This is a genomic window from Streptomyces decoyicus (genome assembly GCF_019880305.1).
GTDB lineage: Bacteria > Actinomycetota > Actinomycetes > Streptomycetales > Streptomycetaceae > Streptomyces > Streptomyces decoyicus.
On the sequence record NZ_CP082301.1, the window covers coordinates 8064111 to 8079768 of the forward strand.

Annotated in this window: 16 protein-coding genes and 2 pseudogenes; 8 read left to right on the forward strand and 10 right to left on the reverse strand. The window is 70.5% G+C overall.

The window, feature by feature from the left end; genetic code table 11:
* The first annotated feature begins 33 nt into the window (after window positions 1-33).
* Both K7C20_RS35215 and K7C20_RS35220 read left to right on the forward strand, forming a co-directional pair.
* Window positions 34-438: a hypothetical protein gene (locus K7C20_RS35215; protein ID WP_030079134.1), complete on the forward strand. Its 405-nt coding sequence runs from the start codon at window positions 34-36 to the stop codon at window positions 436-438.
* Window positions 435-659, forward strand: a complete 225-nt coding sequence (locus K7C20_RS35220; protein ID WP_030079132.1) for a hypothetical protein — start codon at window positions 435-437, stop codon at window positions 657-659. Before K7C20_RS35215 ends, K7C20_RS35220 begins: the two co-directional genes overlap by 4 nt.
* A 122-nt stretch (window positions 660-781) precedes the next feature.
* On the opposite strand, the gene K7C20_RS35225 is transcribed toward K7C20_RS35220, so the two are convergent.
* Both K7C20_RS35225 and K7C20_RS35230 read right to left on the reverse strand, forming a co-directional pair.
* Entirely contained in the window at window positions 782-1441 is a 660-nt protein-coding gene (locus K7C20_RS35225; protein ID WP_030079129.1) for an NADPH-dependent FMN reductase, read from the reverse strand.
* A 186-nt stretch (window positions 1442-1627) separates the two neighbouring features.
* Entirely contained in the window at window positions 1628-1885 is a 258-nt protein-coding gene (locus K7C20_RS35230; RefSeq protein WP_030079127.1) for a WhiB family transcriptional regulator, read from the reverse strand.
* Window positions 1886-2191: 306 nt separating this feature from the next.
* Between K7C20_RS35230 and K7C20_RS38675 the strand changes: the two genes are divergently transcribed.
* From K7C20_RS38675 to K7C20_RS35250, 4 genes are all read left to right on the forward strand, one after another.
* On the forward strand, window positions 2192-2317 hold the full coding sequence (locus K7C20_RS38675) for an AAA family ATPase (protein WP_246655321.1): 126 nt from the start codon (window positions 2192-2194) through the stop codon (window positions 2315-2317).
* A 91-nt stretch (window positions 2318-2408) separates the two neighbouring features.
* Window positions 2409-3398, forward strand: a complete 990-nt coding sequence (locus K7C20_RS35240; RefSeq protein WP_053208624.1) for an ornithine cyclodeaminase family protein — start codon at window positions 2409-2411, stop codon at window positions 3396-3398.
* Between the two features lie 161 nt (window positions 3399-3559).
* A complete protein-coding gene (locus K7C20_RS35245) occupies window positions 3560-3859 on the forward strand; it encodes a DUF6506 family protein (RefSeq protein ID WP_030079125.1) in 300 nt (99 codons plus the stop codon).
* A gap of 31 nt (window positions 3860-3890) precedes the next feature.
* Window positions 3891-4532, forward strand: coding sequence for a chloramphenicol phosphotransferase CPT family protein (locus K7C20_RS35250; RefSeq protein WP_107083331.1), 642 nt, complete (start codon window positions 3891-3893; stop codon window positions 4530-4532).
* A gap of 727 nt (window positions 4533-5259) precedes the next feature.
* Here K7C20_RS35250 and K7C20_RS35255 read toward each other — a convergent pair.
* The gene (locus tag K7C20_RS35255) at window positions 5260-6162 is read right to left on the reverse strand and encodes a LysR family transcriptional regulator (protein WP_030079121.1); all 903 of its coding nucleotides are present in this window, start codon (window positions 6160-6162) and stop codon (window positions 5260-5262) included.
* An 83-nt stretch (window positions 6163-6245) separates the two neighbouring features.
* Between K7C20_RS35255 and K7C20_RS35260 the strand changes: the two genes are divergently transcribed.
* Entirely contained in the window at window positions 6246-7262 is a 1017-nt protein-coding gene (locus K7C20_RS35260) for a PhzF family phenazine biosynthesis protein (protein WP_078952877.1), read from the forward strand.
* A 99-nt stretch (window positions 7263-7361) separates the two neighbouring features.
* Here K7C20_RS35260 and K7C20_RS35265 read toward each other — a convergent pair whose 3' ends face one another.
* Complete coding sequence (locus tag K7C20_RS35265; RefSeq protein ID WP_030079117.1) at window positions 7362-7895, reverse strand: GNAT family N-acetyltransferase; 534 nt, start codon at window positions 7893-7895, stop codon at window positions 7362-7364.
* Between the two features lie 519 nt (window positions 7896-8414).
* Window positions 8415-8972, reverse strand: coding sequence for a DUF3291 domain-containing protein (locus tag K7C20_RS35270; RefSeq protein ID WP_030079116.1), 558 nt, complete (start codon window positions 8970-8972; stop codon window positions 8415-8417).
* An 898-nt stretch (window positions 8973-9870) separates the two neighbouring features.
* On the opposite strand from K7C20_RS35270, the pseudogene K7C20_RS38685 reads away from it, so the two are divergent.
* Window positions 9871-10053: pseudogene (locus tag K7C20_RS38685) on the forward strand (protein phosphatase); the annotation flags it as partial.
* Window positions 10054-10202: 149 nt separating this feature from the next.
* Here K7C20_RS38685 and K7C20_RS35280 read toward each other — a convergent pair.
* The 5 genes and pseudogenes from K7C20_RS35280 to K7C20_RS38690 all read right to left on the reverse strand — a co-directional run bounded on the left by K7C20_RS35280 (window position 10203) and on the right by K7C20_RS38690 (window position 15116).
* Window positions 10203-11504 carry a globin domain-containing protein gene (locus tag K7C20_RS35280; RefSeq protein ID WP_030079114.1) on the reverse strand — a complete coding sequence of 434 codons (1302 nt, stop codon included), beginning with the start codon at window positions 11502-11504 and terminating at the stop codon, window positions 10203-10205.
* Between the two features lie 304 nt (window positions 11505-11808).
* Window positions 11809-12255: an RrF2 family transcriptional regulator gene (locus tag K7C20_RS35285; protein WP_030079112.1), complete on the reverse strand. Its 447-nt coding sequence runs from the start codon at window positions 12253-12255 to the stop codon at window positions 11809-11811.
* Between the two features lie 114 nt (window positions 12256-12369).
* Window positions 12370-12813: pseudogene (locus K7C20_RS35290) on the reverse strand (ADP-ribosylglycohydrolase family protein); the annotation flags it as partial.
* 172 nt (window positions 12814-12985) lie between these two features.
* Window positions 12986-14593, reverse strand: coding sequence for a D-alanyl-D-alanine carboxypeptidase/D-alanyl-D-alanine endopeptidase (dacB, locus tag K7C20_RS35295; protein ID WP_030079110.1), 1608 nt, complete (start codon window positions 14591-14593; stop codon window positions 12986-12988).
* A 286-nt stretch (window positions 14594-14879) separates the two neighbouring features.
* Window positions 14880-15116 (reverse strand): barstar family protein, encoded by a 237-nt coding sequence (locus tag K7C20_RS38690; RefSeq protein WP_052414284.1) that lies wholly within the window; start codon window positions 15114-15116, stop codon window positions 14880-14882.
* Window positions 15117-15658 lie beyond the last annotated feature (542 nt).

Below are 15658 nucleotides of genomic sequence, written 5' to 3' on the forward strand. Positions count from 1 at the left end.
ACCGTGCCCGCCACGCCCCTGAGGAGAACCTTCATGCGTACCCGGAACATCGCCCTCTCTTCGGTGGCTGCGGCCACCGCCCTGCTCGGTGTCGCGGGCACCGCCGCCGCGGACAGCACCCCGGCGCCCTCCGCCTCCGCCAAGTCGGCCGCCGGCGACGGTGCGCAGGCGCTGTGCAAGCGCGTCCCGAAGATCGAGAAGCGCATCCACCGGGCGCTTCAGCGTCTGCAGGGCAAGGCCGGGCGCCGCGGCTCCGTGGCGCGCCTGGAGAAGCGTGTGGAGAAGGCCAAGGCCGCCGGGCACACCGAGATCGCGAACTTCCTCGACCACAAGCTCACCCGCCGCAAGTCCCTCGTCCCCACCCTCCAGCAGCGGCAGAAGGACCTCGCCAAGGTCGCCACCTGGTGCCGCTCCCACCACAACGCGGCCTCGTCGTGACCCGCGCCGGCCAGGCTGCCGTATTCGCGGCCACCACCCTCCTGTGCGGGCTGCTCGTCGCCGGATGCGGCAACGGGGTGCGCACCGAGGGCGACACCCCGCACGCGACACCGTCGCCCGCCTCGCCGGCACCCACCGATCTGTCGGACCTGCGCAAGCTGGTCGACGGTGCCGAGAGCGCGGCCGCGGCCGCGGACTCCGATGCGGCCGCGGACCGCTGAGTCCTCACCGAAGACGACGCGTACGCCCCACCCTGCCGGAGGGGCGTACGGGGAACGGGGGGCGGCGTACGGCGAGACGCCAACACCTCTGGGGGACGTTGACCTGGGTCCGGCGACCCGGGTCAGTCCTCCGCCCGCTGGGTGACGGGAGCCTCCGTGCGGTCACCCGGGAACTCGTACCACCGGCGCCGTAGACAGACATAGCGCGCATCGGCCTCGACGAGACGGAGGAAGGCCATGACGGTCTCACTCAGCCGCTCCTGTAGCGCGGGATCGGTCAGCTGCCCGTCTTCGGCGAAGCCCTGGTGAGCCGCGGCAAGGCTGAACATGTCGGGGTAGACGCGGGTGCCGAGATGCTCCAGCGGAACCCTCAGCGCCCACAGCCCCCGGTTGCCGCCGACGAGCGAGGGGGAAGCGGAGAGCAGCAGCGCGTGCTTGGTCTTGAACGGCTGCGGCCGGACCCGCGACACCCAGTCGATCGCGTTCTTCACGACTCCCGGCACGGACGCGTTGTACTCGGGGGAGGCCAGTACGAAGGCGTCACATCGCTCCAGCCGGTCACGCAGCGCCAGAGCACCCTCCGGCAGCCCGTGTGCGGCCTCCACGTCGCCGTCGTACAGCGGCATGTCGAAGTCCCGCATCGCGGCGAGGTCGACGACCGCGCCGGCGTCCGTCATCATGCGGCCGACGAGGGAAGCCAGCCGGGCATTGCTCGATCCCGCCCGCAGCGAGGCGCCGAGCACAAGGACGTGCAGCGGTCCGGGGTGTGCATCCATGGGCATGGTGACGTCCTTCCGGCACATGAATGCGCGTGCCCGTTGCCGCACTCACGCGGCCACCGCCTGGGGTGACGAAAGCGTACAGGCGGACCGGCGGCACACCCGGTACCCACCACGCCATGTCCTGACCGGCTCCACCGGGCCCTGGCCGACACCGGGCCCGCAGGAGCCGATGCCGGCCCGGCGCTCCTATGCGTAGGCGCTGCGGGCCCGGTTCCGGGCGGCCCGACGCCGCATGGCGCGCCGCTCGTCCTCGCTCATCCCGCCCCAGACTCCTGCGTCCTGGCGGGATTCCAGTGCCCACTGCAGGCACTGCCCCATCACCGGGCAGCGACGGCAGACGGCCTTGGCCTCCTCGATCTGGAGGAGCGCCGGGCCCGTATTGCCGACGGGAAAGAAAATTTCGGGATCTACTTCGCGGCACACCGCGTCGTGACGCCAGTCCATGATTGCCTCCGTTCTCCGCGGCCGAGCGCGGTCGAGTCCACTACGGCGAGGTGCCGGGCGCTGTGCACGTCCTCAATTTCCTTGCCCGGCCGTCCTGTTGTCCTCGCGTGCCCGATCCTGTGCCCGCAATGCGCCGCCGTCGCCGGCCGGCGCTTCCGGTCGGGCACGGCCCGACCACCCTTGCTTTCGGCCACCGCCCCGCCTACCCCGAGTTCCGCGCGGCACTCCTGCACCGCGCAGACCACGGGTGCCGCGCCCGTCTCGGAGTGCAACCGGGGCCTACGGGACGGCCCTTAAGGCCGCCCCATGGTCACTGTGCTGGTCAACGGCTTGCCCGGAGCCGGGAAGACGGCGCTTGCGCGGGCTCTGGCGGACGAGTTGCGGCCGGTCGACGTACCCGCCCTTGCGGCTCTGCGCGCAGACGTCCCCTGAGAATCCCAGAAAGATCACGCACGGGGCTACGGCCGCTCCCTCGGCCCGGCGTAACGTCGGCCGTACAGCTGTGATCAGGAGGTTGAGACGAATGCTGGTTATCGGGCGCTCGCAGGTCGAGGCGCTGCTCGATCCGGATGCGCTGATCGACGCCCTGGCGTCGGCGATGGTGGACCTGAGCGCGGGCCGCGCTTCCTCTCCGGACCGGGTCGCCGCCCTGGTACCCGAACGGGACGGTTTCCTGGCAGCCATGCCGGGTTACGTACCCTCGGCCGGGGTCCTCATGAGCAAGCTGGTCTCCGTCTTCCCGCACAACGGCGGCACCCCCGTTCCGACCCACCAGGCGCTGATCGTCGTCTTCGACCCGCACACCGGGGAGCCCGCGGCGCTGCTGGACGGCACGGCCATCACCGCGGCGCGGACCGCCGCCTGTTCGGCTCTCTCCGCGCGCCTGCTGGCCCGGGAGGACGCCTCGGTGCTCGCGGTTCTGGGCACCGGAGCTCAGGCCCGGTCGCATGCCGAGGCGATGTGCCGGGTCCGCCCGATCCGGCACATTCGCGTGGCGGGCCGCGACCGGGCGAAGGCGACCGCCCTGGCCGATGTGCTGTCATCCGAACTCCAGGTCCCCGCCGAGGCGGCAGCGAGCTACGCCGAGGCACTGGACGGCGCGGAGATCGCCGCCGCGACCACCCACGCCGTCGAGCCCGTGATCCGCCGTTCCTGGCTGACACCGGGCGTGCATGTGACTTCGGTGGGCTTCAACCCGGACGGCCGCGAGATCGACGACGCCACGGTTGCCGAAGCGCTGGTGTGCGTCGAGTCGCGACAGGCGGCCCTGGCACCCTTCCCGGCGGGCAGCAACGACCTGCTGCTCCCCCTTCGCGAGGGCGTCATCACGGAGGCCCATGTGCACGCCGAGCTGGGCGAACTCATCTCCGGCAGCAAGCCGGGCCGCACCTCTCCGGACCAGATCACCCTCTACAAGTCCGTAGGTGTGGCGGTGCAGGACGCGGCCGCCGCCGCCCTTGTCGTCGCGGCTGCCCGCGAACAGTCGGCGGGGTCGGACATCCGGCTGGAATGACCCACGGACGCCGGGGGAGCGCCTGCGAAGCGACGCTGCGCGCGTCGACCGCCCGGCGGCGCGGGTCACGATGCAGCGTTTTCCGGCCACTCGGAGGGCGAGCTCACTCCCGTCTGGTTGGGTGGCGAGGACATCGACGGCTGAACGAGGAGGCTGAGCTCATGGCGCTCACCCACTGGGGCTTCATTTACACCGCGGCAGGCAGCGACGCGAGCAACAGCATCAACGTGGTCGACACCGGCCGGTGCCGCACCGTGCTGGTGGGGGTCGAAAAGCCGGAGGAGGGCATCGAGGCCGCCCGCCGCCTCGTCGACGAGGGCGTGCAACTCATCGAACTGTGCGGCGGTTTCGGGCCGGTATGGGCCGGGCGGATCATCGAGGCGATCGAGGGCGCGGTCCCCGTGGGCGTGGTCGGCTACGGCCCCGAAGCGGTTGATCAGGTCCACGCGATCTTCTCCTGACCGCCCGGCACATCAGCGAAAAGGATCCGGGATGCCCCAGGAGAGCAGCCACCTGAACGAGTCGCCGACGTCCCACGCCGACGGCGCGGACGCCCCTCACGGCGGGCACATCGGGCGCATCATCTTCCTGAACGGCACCTCCAGCTCCGGAAAGTCGAGCATCGCCCGGGAACTCCTGCTCACCCTGGACGAGACGTACTTCCACATGCCCGTTGATGCCTTCCACGCCATGCGATCCCGCCACGAGGTGTCACCGGAAGAGCTGCCCGCCATTCTTCGTCGTACATGGAGGGGCTTCCATCGCGCGGTCGCCGGAATGACGGCAGGCGGCAACAACGTGGTGGTGGACCATGTGCTGAGCGAGCCGTGGCGTCTGCTGGACTGCCTCGAGCTCTTCCCTCCCCGGAATGTCGTCCTGGTCGGCGTGCGCTGTCCGCTCCAGGAACTGGAACGGCGCGAGACCCGGCGAGGCGACCGTCCGGTGGGGCTGGCGGCCCGCCAGTGGGATCAGGTCCACGCCCACGGCCTGTACGACATCGAGTGCGACACCGCCACGACCGGCGCGGAGGATTGTGCGCGGCAGATCAAGGATTTCCTGCCGCGACGACCCGCGCCTACCGCGTTCGAGCAGCTGAGGGCCAAGCTCCGCCCTGACCTGCCGGCAGCGGGCTGACGCCAATCAGGCGGCAACTGCGGTCACGACGGGTGTCCGCCTACGGACACCCTCGGACACCCCTCAGCGCCCGTACGTCCGGTGGCACAGCTGCAAAAGGTCCGGACGGACGCGGCCGGATGCCATCCGGCACACCACGCCGGGATCGATCGTCGGCCGTGGCCGCGACTGCCGCGGGCGTTCACGTGCGGGCGCGGGTGCGGGCGCGTGGTGTCCCCGGCGCGGTGTGGTGCCTGCCGGTACCGGACGTGGCCTCGGCGGCCCGGCGTGCGAGAGGCGTGGTGGCGCCTGGACCACATGCCGTTGCCGTCGGGGCGCCGGTGGTGCGTGCCGCGGGGTGGCATCTCCCTTGTGCGGCTTCGGGGGCCGTTTCGGCTTTCGCCCCGTGGACGCCACATCCACCAGCCGCTCACGTGACGACCCCTGTGTGGGCAGCAGGAGCGGCGAGGGCCGGGCCGGGGCGACGGTGCGTCCGCCCGGTGCGGGACCGGGCTCGTGCAAGGATCCGCCGGCCGGAAGGGACACGCAGCCGCTGGTGGTCAGGAGGACGGCCGCCGCTGCGGCGAGGCGAAGCAGTAGAAGGCGCACGTCCTCACGGTGTCGGAGGCCTGCGGGCTGTCCAAACGACGCGCCGGGCGGCCACGCGGACGAAGGACCACACCGAACTCCTGTGGGGCTCCCGAGCCGACGTGGGGTCACACCCGTACGCTCTTCAGTCCGCACACCCTCACGCCGCCGCGAAGGCGCGTGCCAGCTCCTCGGCCACGATCTGCGCGCCCGGCGCGAACCACCGTCTCCGGTGCCGGACGAGCTGAACGGGAACGGGCTGGGCCTCGGGGCCGTCCACTACCGTCAACCGGCCTTCGTGGAGGTGGCGTTCGACCGTCACCTGTGGGAGCAGCGTCAGGCCGAGACCGGCCGCGACGCACGACCGGGCGGCATCGATGCTGCCGAACCGGGTGATCCGGGGTGCGGCACCCGGCAGGCTCCGCAAGGTGCGTACGAGCCGGTCACTGTAGGAGCACCCCTCCTCATGGACGAAGAAGGTCTCGCGGGCCAACGCGTCCCAGTCGGCCGCCCGCCCGGCGAGCGCATGACCGGGTGCCGCCACGTAGGTCAGCGGCTCGTCCGCGATCCTGCGGGCCAGCAGATCGCTGTCGCCGACCTCCGGCTCCAGCAGCAGTGCGATGTCGAGCCGCCCGGTACGCAGTCCGTCGACCGCCGTGTCCGTGCCGACGGCGTGCAGATGGACATCCAGTCGAGGGTGGGCGTGCCGCAAGGAGGCGATCACCGCCGGCAGCCGTGAGGAGCACAGCGAATCGCCCGCGCCGACGGCGACCTGCCCCTCGACCGTCCCGCCGTCCGCGCCGGGCTGTCCGGCCGAAGCTGTCGCGCGGAGCCGGGCCACCGCGTCGAGCACCTCCTCGGCCTCTTCCAGCAGGCGCTGACCGGCCCGGGTCGGTACCGTCCCCGAGGGCATTCTGTCGAACAGCGGGGTGCCCAACTCCTTTTCCAGGGTGCGGATGTGCACGGTGACCGTGGATTGGGCGAGATGGAGCGCGCGGGCCGCGGCAGTGAAGCTTCCCGCTCCGGCGAGCGTCACGAACGTACGCAGAAGTCTGGTGTCCACCGGCAAACGCTATCGCGATATCCGATGGAGGTGAGCGAGAACCATCGTTGGACGCGATCGGATCACGCTGCCATCGTGAAGCCATGACCACACAGACGCCCCCCACCGGCCCCAGCCCGCTCCAGGACACCGTCGAGAGTCCGGACACCGTCGAGAGCCAGGACACTGTCGAGAGTCAGGAGACCCCTGAGAGCCCGGACGCCATCGAGCGCCCGGCGACCCTCCAGAGCCCCGGCACCGTCGAGGTGCTGCGCTACTCCGCCTTCACCACCGACCCGGCGGGCGGAAACCCGGCCGGTGTGGTGCTCGACGCCGAAGACCTCGACGACGCGCGGATGCTCGCCGTCGCCGCGGAGGTCGGGTACTCGGAGACCGCGTTCATCACGGCACATGACGCCGCCGCCCGCCGCTACCGGCTGCGCTACTTCAGCCCGCGCGCCGAAGTCGCCTTCTGCGGACATGCCACGATCGCCACGGCCGTTGCGCTCGCCGTACGCACCGGAACCGGTGAGCTGCTGTTCGACACGCCCGTGGGCGAGATCCGGGTGGGGACCAGCCTCGTCGACGGGCAGGTCCGCGCCACGCTCACCAGCGTCCCGGCGCATTCCCACCCGGCCGAGAACACCACCCAGGTCGAACCGGTGCTACGGGCCCTGCGCTGGACCAGTGCCGACCTGGACGACAGTCTTCCGCCGCATATCGCCTTCGCGGGCAACGACCATCTCGTCCTGGGGGTCCGGAGCCGGGCTCAACTGGCCGCCCTCGACTACGACTTCGACGCGCTGCACGACATCATGCGCCATCACGGCTGGACCACCGTGCACCTCGTCCATCGCGCGGCGCCGGGCCGCCTCGACTTCCACGCCCGGGACCCCTTCCCGGTCGGCGGCGTCGTGGAAGACCCGGCAACCGGCGCCGCCGCCGCGGCCTTCGGCGGCTACCTCCGTGCCCTGGGCCTGGTCACGGAGCCCCTGCGGGTGCACATCCGGCAGGGCGAGGACATGGGCCGGCCCAGCGACCTCTATGTCGACCTCCACCCCGATGACCCGCGGGTGCGAGTCTCGGGCCAGGCCGTTCCCCTCCCGGGCCAGGGACGGTGAGCCCTGGCCCGAGGGGGAGGTGAGGCGGCCGCCGACGTCACGCATCGGCGGTCGCAAAGCGGCACGGACGGACCGTCGACGAGGCCTGGGGGCGGCCGATCACATGGGGAAGGACAGCAGACGTACCGGCCCCACGGGCCACTGTGCCCCCTCGCGCAGCGGCGTCCACATGGTCCGCAGCGGCATGACCACGGGCCCGTCGGCCTGCTCGACGTGTACGTCCCCCTCCAGCGTCCGCCAGCCGAGCCGCTGGTACAGCGGGACAAGATGCGGCCGGCAGAACAGGATTCCGAACTGCGGCCCCATCGTGCGGGCATGTTCCAGGGCGTAGGTGACAACGAGCCGTGCCAGCCCGTGTCCCCGCAGGTCAGGTGCGACGACCACCCCGCCGAAGCCGACGGCCTGTGTTTCGACCGAGCCGACCGAAAGCGGAACCGGCAAGAGGCCCGTGTGCGCCACGAGGCGGCCGTCGAGTCTGATGCCGAAGTGCTTCTGCTTGGGCAGCCAGGTCAGACCGGCGTCGGAGACTCCGAAGGGGTCGTCGTCGTCCCCGACGATCTCGCTCAGTTCCGTCCGGGTGTAGCGCGTGAGCCGGACGGCGGTGGGCGAGGCCGGAGGAAGGTTCGTGGTCATGATCCGCATCATGCTGTCCGTGTCCGCCGCAGACAATGCCCTTCGCCGACGCTGTCCGGCCTCGCGGACAAGCGAGGCGCCGGGGAACGATCCGCCGCGGCGCCGCCCGCAGTTCCTGGTCAGCCCGTTGCCCATCGGCACAACCAGTCATCGAGAAGGGCGAAGTCCGCGTCCCTGAGGCCACGGCCGGGAGCGTCGCGGTGGAGCAGGGCCCGCTCACCGTGGTACGCCGCCACCCACGCCCGATCGGTGTCCGTGATCTCGTCGTCGACCCAGGCGCACTTTGGTGGTTCGCCGCCCCGAAGGGGATGAGTGGTCCGTCGACTTTACCGACCGCAGGAGCTCGTGAACCGGCTCTGAACTGCGACGACTCATAGGCTACATGTCCGTGACGGGGAGTCGGAGCCGTTTGGTTTTGTTCACGAGAACCGGGTTCTCGTGAACAAAGCCGCGCCGTTGCTGTTCGCCGTCATTCAATCGAGGCGTTTGACAGCGAATCCAGTCGTTCAGGCTTCCTTGTCAGCGAACCTGGTCGCTCTTCGGCCCGATGCCTTTGATCCTGGTCGGATTTCCGTCCGGGGCGAACGAGTGGTGGAAGGTGAAGGCGTGCGGCGCGGAGCCGTGGTCGTGGAGGTGCTCCAGCCTGGAAACCCCGTCCTGCCAGGTGGGTATCACGCCGTCGGAGACCCACCAGAACACGTAATTTGGGTGCCCTGTCCTCTCGAACCAGTCGTAACGCCTGTTCAGCGCCTCACGGTGCAGACCGGTGTAGATGGCGTCGAAGGCGGGGCGCAGGTCGGTCCAGAGTGAGAGGGTCGCGGCCAGGGCGGTGGTTTCCAGCGTATGGCCCTTGCCGTACCAAGTCGGTACGGCGAACTCTCCCCATGTACCCCAGTCCGCCTCGAAGTGCGCGCCCCGGTCGCTGTCTGCCGCTTCAGCATGCGCGAGGTATCCGGGGTGCTGACTGATCTTCCGGTAGACGGCCTCACCAATGTCGTAGAACTCGCGCGTGAGAGGTGCGGGATCGGCGAGAGGTGACTTCAGGACGCCGAATGTGTACAGAGCAAGCTGGGGCATGCGTCTCTCCCTGGTTGGGGCTGCCTGGCGCGGAACCGGTTCGGTGGCTTACGCATGGGGGCGAGGGTTCGTGGGGCGTGATCGACTCATCCCGTCGCGGCTGGTCCAGCCTGAAGGAACCCCTGTGCGACCGTGGGCGACCACCGAAGACCAGATGAAGGTAGCTGCCTCCGCGAGCCATGTCGAAGTTGCAATTTCCCTGTCCAAGTGGCCTCTTGCTCAGGTCCTTGCGGGAACTTGGGAGGTGGCGCTGCCTGCCTCCTTGGAAGTCCGCATCGGCCCATCAAATGCCGAGAAGCAGCATCGACAACCCCGCTCAAGCCGGTGTGCCGGGGCGACGCCGGCGGCGTTGTCGGCGTCGACGGGGTTGGATGACGGAGCGACTGGGTTCACTGTCAAAGGACAGTTGCTGTAACTCGCCTGGGACGTCTCATGGAGGCGGCCTCGAGTCGCTCGTCGAGGGTGGGTTGTCGGTGGTGAGATGGCGGACGCGCTGTTCGAGGCTGGTGTTCCCGGTGGTGATCCGTTGGCTGGCTTCCTCGGTCCATTCGGCTTCCAAGTCTCGTATCTGGCCGAGTAGTTCACGGATGCGGGTCCGCTGGGCGAGGATCTCGCCGTGGGCGGCTTTGAGGGCGTCCTCGGCGTTCAGGGCGCGTTCGCGACAAGTCGCTTCGCGTTCCTCGTCCTGGTCGGCGAGCAACTGGGTTCGGCGGTCTCCGGCCTCGGCCGTCGCGGAGGCGATGACGGCTCTGGCCTCGGGACCGTCGTAGAGGAAGGTGCGTGAGACGTCCGCGCGACGGGCGACGGCGGCGACGCTGGCCTGGGCGTTTGCGCAGGTCCAGGGCGAGGGCGTCGTCGAGGAGGTCGAGGCCGGCCGGGGCCTTCTCCAGGCCGGAACGAACGCGTCGAGATCGCCTGCGGCGGTGGCCGCGGGCGGACAGGAACAGCCCTGGCGTGTATGGCTGTTCTCGACGGAGTGCCGGCAGACCGAGCCGTGGCGTTCGTTCGCCGGCACTACCACCCTCGCGCCGTGGAAACCCCGAGGCAGCGACACTTCGTACGGCACTTCGCAGACACGTAGCGGGCCCGGGAGCGCATCGTCCCTGCGGCCCGCCTGAACCCACTCGGATGAGACCGTCCTGGACGGCATCAACGTTCCGCGCACCCTGGCCAGCACCCTCATCTGGCTCACCACGTGATCGACAAGACGTCCCCCAGGGGCGTGTCCCCCTAGAGCCCGAGATCCGGCCCGAAGACCTCGTAGTGGAGGTGCGAGGCGGGTACGCCGGACGCCAGAAGTTGGGCGCGGGCCGCCTTCATGAACGGCACGGGTCCGCAGAGATACGCGGTGGTGCCGGCCGGAACGACGATCTGCGTCAGATCCATCCGCCCGGTGCGCACGGTCACCGGATCCGCCGCGCCGCCCGTCTCCGCCTCCGCGCGCTCCTCCCCGTGCCGGACCGCCTCCTGGTGCCGGCCGCCGTCCTCGTACCGGAACCCGTCCTCGTACCGGACTCCCTCCTCGTACCAGAGTTCCGTTGTCGCGTCGGTGAGTTTGTCGGTGAGCCGGCGGAGATCCGTACGGAACGGGTGGGTGGCGGGCGACCGGTCGGCGTGGGCGGCGATGATGCGGCGTCGGGAGCCGGCGGCGGCGAGGTGCGCGAGCATGCCGACCATCGGTGTGCAACCGATGCCCGCCGAGGCCAAGAGCAAGGGACCGTCGCCGTCGTCGAGCACCACGTCACCGAACGGCGGGCTCACGTGCAGGGTCTCGCCGCCATGGACGTGCGCATGCAGGTAGCCGGAGACCTCGCCCGCGGGGTCGTCGGAGGGTGCCCCGGGCCGGCCGCCCGCCGCCACCCGCTTCACGGAGATCTGCAGGCCGCCGTCCGACTGCCCGGACAGGCTGTACTGACGTATCTGCCGTGCACCGTCGGGGAGTTGCACCTGTACGGAGACATATTGGCCGGGACGGGCCGGGGGGACGGGCGCGCCATCGGCCGGACGCAGGAGGAAGGTTGCGACCTCGTCGGTTTCCTCCACACGGGCGGCCACTCGGTACGGACGCCACAATCCGTCCTCCGCGACGCCCGCCTCGGCCGAGAGACGCTTCTCGACGGCGATCAGGGCGTGGGCCATCAGCCAGTACACCTCGTCCCAGGCCCGGACCACCTCATCGGTCACCGCTTCGCCGAGCACCTCCGCGATGGCCGCGAAGAGGTGCTCCCGCACGATCGGATACTGGTCCGCACGCACCCCGAGAGAGGCATGCTTGTGCGCGATGCGCGTGAGCATGGTGTCCGGCCGGCTGTCCGGGTGCTCGGTGAGATGGCCGGCGAAGGCGGCGACGGCCCCGGCGAGAGCCTGTCGTTGGCTGCCGTTGGCCTGGTTGCCGCGGTTGAAGAGGTGGCGCAGCAGCTCGGGGTGGGCGACGAAGAGCTTCTCGTAGAAGAGCGTCGTGATCTCACTGAGGGATCCGCTCACGGCGGGGAGCGTGGCACGTACGGTCTCGGCGGACTTCGGCGACAGCATCGGCAACTCCAGACTCTTGGACTCTTGGGGTGGGGGAGGGGGAGGAGGGAGGAGAGGGAGGAGAGGGAGGAGAGGGCATGGAAAGTCGTATCTAGGATTCGCATTTTTGGGCGCGGGTGGGGTGGCGTGGGGCGTGCGCGTGTGCGGAGAGGGTGCCGGGGGCCCGTGCGGCGGACCCGGGGCGTCGGGTGTGTTCGGTCCGCGCGGGTGGGGTGGCGTGGGGCGTGCGCGTGTGCGGAGAGGGTGCCGGGGGCCCGTGCGGCGGACCCGGGGCGTCGGGTGTGTTCGGTCCGCGCCGGTGCGGTCAGTCCGTGGGCCGGGGGGTCAGGCTGAGGAGGAGCGGACCGGTCGGGGATTCGACCAGGTCGGCGACGGAGAGCGGGTCGAGCGAGGCGTAGAACGCTTCCTGGGCCGCGCGTAGCGCGCCACGCAGTCGGCAGCCCCCGCGCAGCGGGCACGGTGGGTCTTCCTCGCACCCCACGACGTCATCGACCCCCTCCAGCTCCCGCACCAACCGTCCGAGCGAACCCGTACGCCCCGCCGCCGTCAGTGTCAGGCCTCCGCCCCGCCCGCGCCGCGCCTCCACGGCACCGAGATGCTGAAGCTTGCTCACGACTTTGGCCGCGTGGGTGTACGGCACTTCGACGGAGCTCGCCACCTCGCGGGTGGTGGGCGCATCGTCCGTGGCGCCGAGGACCGCGAGGCGCATGGTGATCCGCAGGGCGATGTCGGTGCTCTTGGTGAGTCGCACATCGGCACTCTACTGAAGTGGTATCCAGGATGCCAATTTATGGTTCGCGGGGTGGGCGCGGGTGAGGGAGCACGGCGACGACGGACGGGACGGAACGTGAGGGACCGCGAGCGGCTGTCCGGCGTATGCGAAGGGGACCGCGGAGGTGGTGGCCCGCATCAAGGAACCGTTGTCCGCGGCGCGTCGGTTGACCTGGAAGTGGACCGCGGCGGCCCTGTCCCAGGGCATGCCGTTGGTCAGGACGTCTTCGGTCTGCAGGCCGGCATCCTTGGGCCCGGACGCGGCCCACCGCTGAAAACGGGCGAAGATGTCCGGCAGGTCCGGTTCGCCGCGCTCCAGTAGCGATTCGGCCACCAGGACGGCCATCTGCGTATCGTCCGTGGCCTCGCCGGGGTCCCAGCCGCCGCCTCCGCACATCTCGTCCGCGGCGCCGGAATCCGGGAAGCGCGCGGAGAAAACACCCGCGGCGCCGAACTCGAAGGGAGCTCCCAGGGCGTCACCCACTGCCGAGCCGACCACGGCGCCGGCCGTGCGCGCCGACCACCGGAGCCGCTGCATTCCTTCGGGCATTCGCTGCCGGGTCTGAGGTTATCGACGGCGAGGTGAGGGTCCGGTGGTCCGTGTCCCCGTGCGTCTCCAGCGGGCGGGCATGCGGCGGTGTCCCCTTCCTCCCAGGGGCGGGGCGCGAGCGGCCCTGCGCCGCCCCGCCCGGTGCGCGCCGCCCCGCTGTTCAGTGCCGGGCGGAGGCCTGTTGCTGGAGGTGGGCGGCGACATCGGCCACGTCGTTGCCGATGGCCAGGACGCCGTTGATATCGGCGTTGGGTGTCGAGGCTCCGTTCACTCCGGCGAAGAACACATCGAACCGGCCCGGACGGGTCTCCAGGTAGCCGGCCGCGGTCTCGGCGCCCACGGCCAGCCGGTCGTTGAGGGTGTCACCGCCCGCCGCGGTACCGGTCTTGGCGAAGACCTTGCCGCGTGACGGGCAGCTGTGGCAGGAATCGGCCAGTGTCCCGTCGACCCCCAGAATCGGCAGCGACGTGCGGAAGCGCAGCGCGTCGGGAGTGTGCTGCCAGTACGTCAGGATCTGGGCCAGAGCCCGCGGTGTGGTCCGGTCGGCGGGGTTGCCGCCCCGGCCGTCGGCGAGCTGTACGGCCTTGCGGTCCACCTGCGCATGCTCCAGGAACCTGGCCAGTACGGGAAAGCCGTCCTCACAGTTGGTGCTTCCCGTGGTGGTGGACATCAGGCAGATCCCCAGATTCGCCCCGAGGTTGTGGCTCACTTTGAGGATGAGCTTGGCGTACTGGGCGTACGAGGGCGAGGTGTACCGGGCCACCGCGGGCGCGCCCTGGTAGGACTTCGGCAACTGGCCGGACGGGTTGGGGCCGATCGCCTTCGCGCGGACCTCGACCCCGGCTCGTTTCAGGGCCTCGATCATGGCGGTCCGGCCGAAGGCGTTGGGGTCCTTGACGGCGGACACCCGGAGGACGGGAGCGGAGCCGGCGGCGATGGTGCCGGTCAGGCGGATGCGGGTGCCGTCGGCGGAGCTGCTCACGGTGATGTCGGCCGGTTTGCCCGCCGCGACGGTGCGGACGGCGGAGGTGACGTGGTAGGGCGCGACCTTCGGGCGCCATTGGAGGCCGGCGGGGGCGCCCACCCGGGCGCCGGGGGAGGTCAGCAGATCGATGAGGTTGTCATTGATGATCAGCGGGGTGGGGGCCGGGGCGAGGGCGGGGTCCGGTCGGAACAGTCGTGCGTCGACGACCACGTCGCCGTCGACCCGGCGGATCCCCGACTTGCGCACGTGCTGGGCGAGGTGGTGGAGACCGGCCAGCGGGTCCTGCGGGGTGAGGGTGGCTCCCGGGACGTCGTTGGCGTAGGTGTGGTCGATGGCGGTGAAGTCGACGGTACCGTCCTTGCGCGTTCTGCCGCCGAGGGTCAGGTCGCCCTGCGCCACCAGGTCCAGGTCCCCCCTGAGCGTCGCACCCCGACGCTGCCCGACGGCGTGCACGGGGGTGACGAAGCGGTGGCCGCCGCCGAGGGTGTGCCAGGTGGCGCTGACGCTGAAGAGTTTGGCCGTTGACCCGGGGATGAAGAACTGGTCGGCGGAGCGGGACTGTGTCACCTTGCGGGTCTCCGGGTTCTGCTGCAGCAGCCCCCACTGGGCGTGCCGGTACTCCGGTTTCCGCAGGATCGAAGTGATCCGGGGATCGAGGGTGGGGGGTGCGGAGGACGGCGCGGCCTGGACGAGGCCGGTGATGACGACGCCGACGGCCAGCAGGACGCCCACGGTGCCGGCGAGGCGCCTTCGGGCTGTCCTGTGTGGGACGGAGGGTGACATGCAGACTCCACCAATGGTGTTGATCTGTCGTATATCTACCGCTATAGGACTCCTGAAGGTACTGCTCACCACTACCGCAGGGGCGCACCACGTCGGCCGGGGTCCCCCGGACGCCTCAGCACACCGGTCCGGGGCATGCGGACCGGGCGGGGTGAAAGCCGCCCCGCCCGAGCCCGTCCGCGCGAACCGTGCCCCTGTACTGAGGGGCGGTCGCAGGGCCACCCTTGAGGGAGTCTCAGCTGCCGCTCCCGTCCGTCCGTCCGTCCATCCGTCCGTCCGTCCGTTCTCAGGCAAGGACCACGGTGACCCCGGCGTCTTCGAGGATCTGCACGATCTCCTCGACGTAGGAGAGCAGGCCGTCGGAGGCGAAGACGGCAGCTGCCGGCGCCTGGCGCGCAATGTCGGCGTCGTGCCAGACCAGGGTGAACGGCGCGGTCAGGCCGAATCCGCCGCACAGACAGTCCCTGAACGCGTCCCACCCCCAGCCGAAGTACCCTCCGGGGCCGGCGAGCGCCTCGCCCATCGCACAGTGCAACCCCGGTACGTCCGTGACGAGCCGGCCGTCGAGGTGGTGAACGCCGCCCGAGAGGTCGGGGCGGCGGGGCCTTCTGGCCTGCAGCGCGAGCCTGAGCCACGCGGACCTGCCCTGCGAAGAGTACGGAGCCCACTGGTTGGGGACCGTCGGAACGCCCTGGTACCAGGACTCCCAGACCGGACGGGCGGCGGGCGAGGGGCGGGCAGCCGCGGAAGGTCAGAACCTCCCGCGGCGGCGGCACCGGATCCACGAACAGGCCCTCGACGTTCGCGCACCGCCCCCAGAGCTCTTCCTCCCCCTCGTCGTCCTCGCGGACCAAGAGGTACTTCACCGGAAAGCTCCCGTCCCACACGGCATGGTTCCCGACCTGCACACAGCCCCCGAACACGCGGACAGTTCCCGCGAAGGCGTCGATGAAGGTGCCGATATTACGGGGGTGCTTGTCCGGGCCGGCGAGGGGCCGGACGGGTGTGAGGGGGTAAGGGGGGCTGTACGAGGAGGAGTTACGGCCAGAGGTTGCGCGGCGGTCG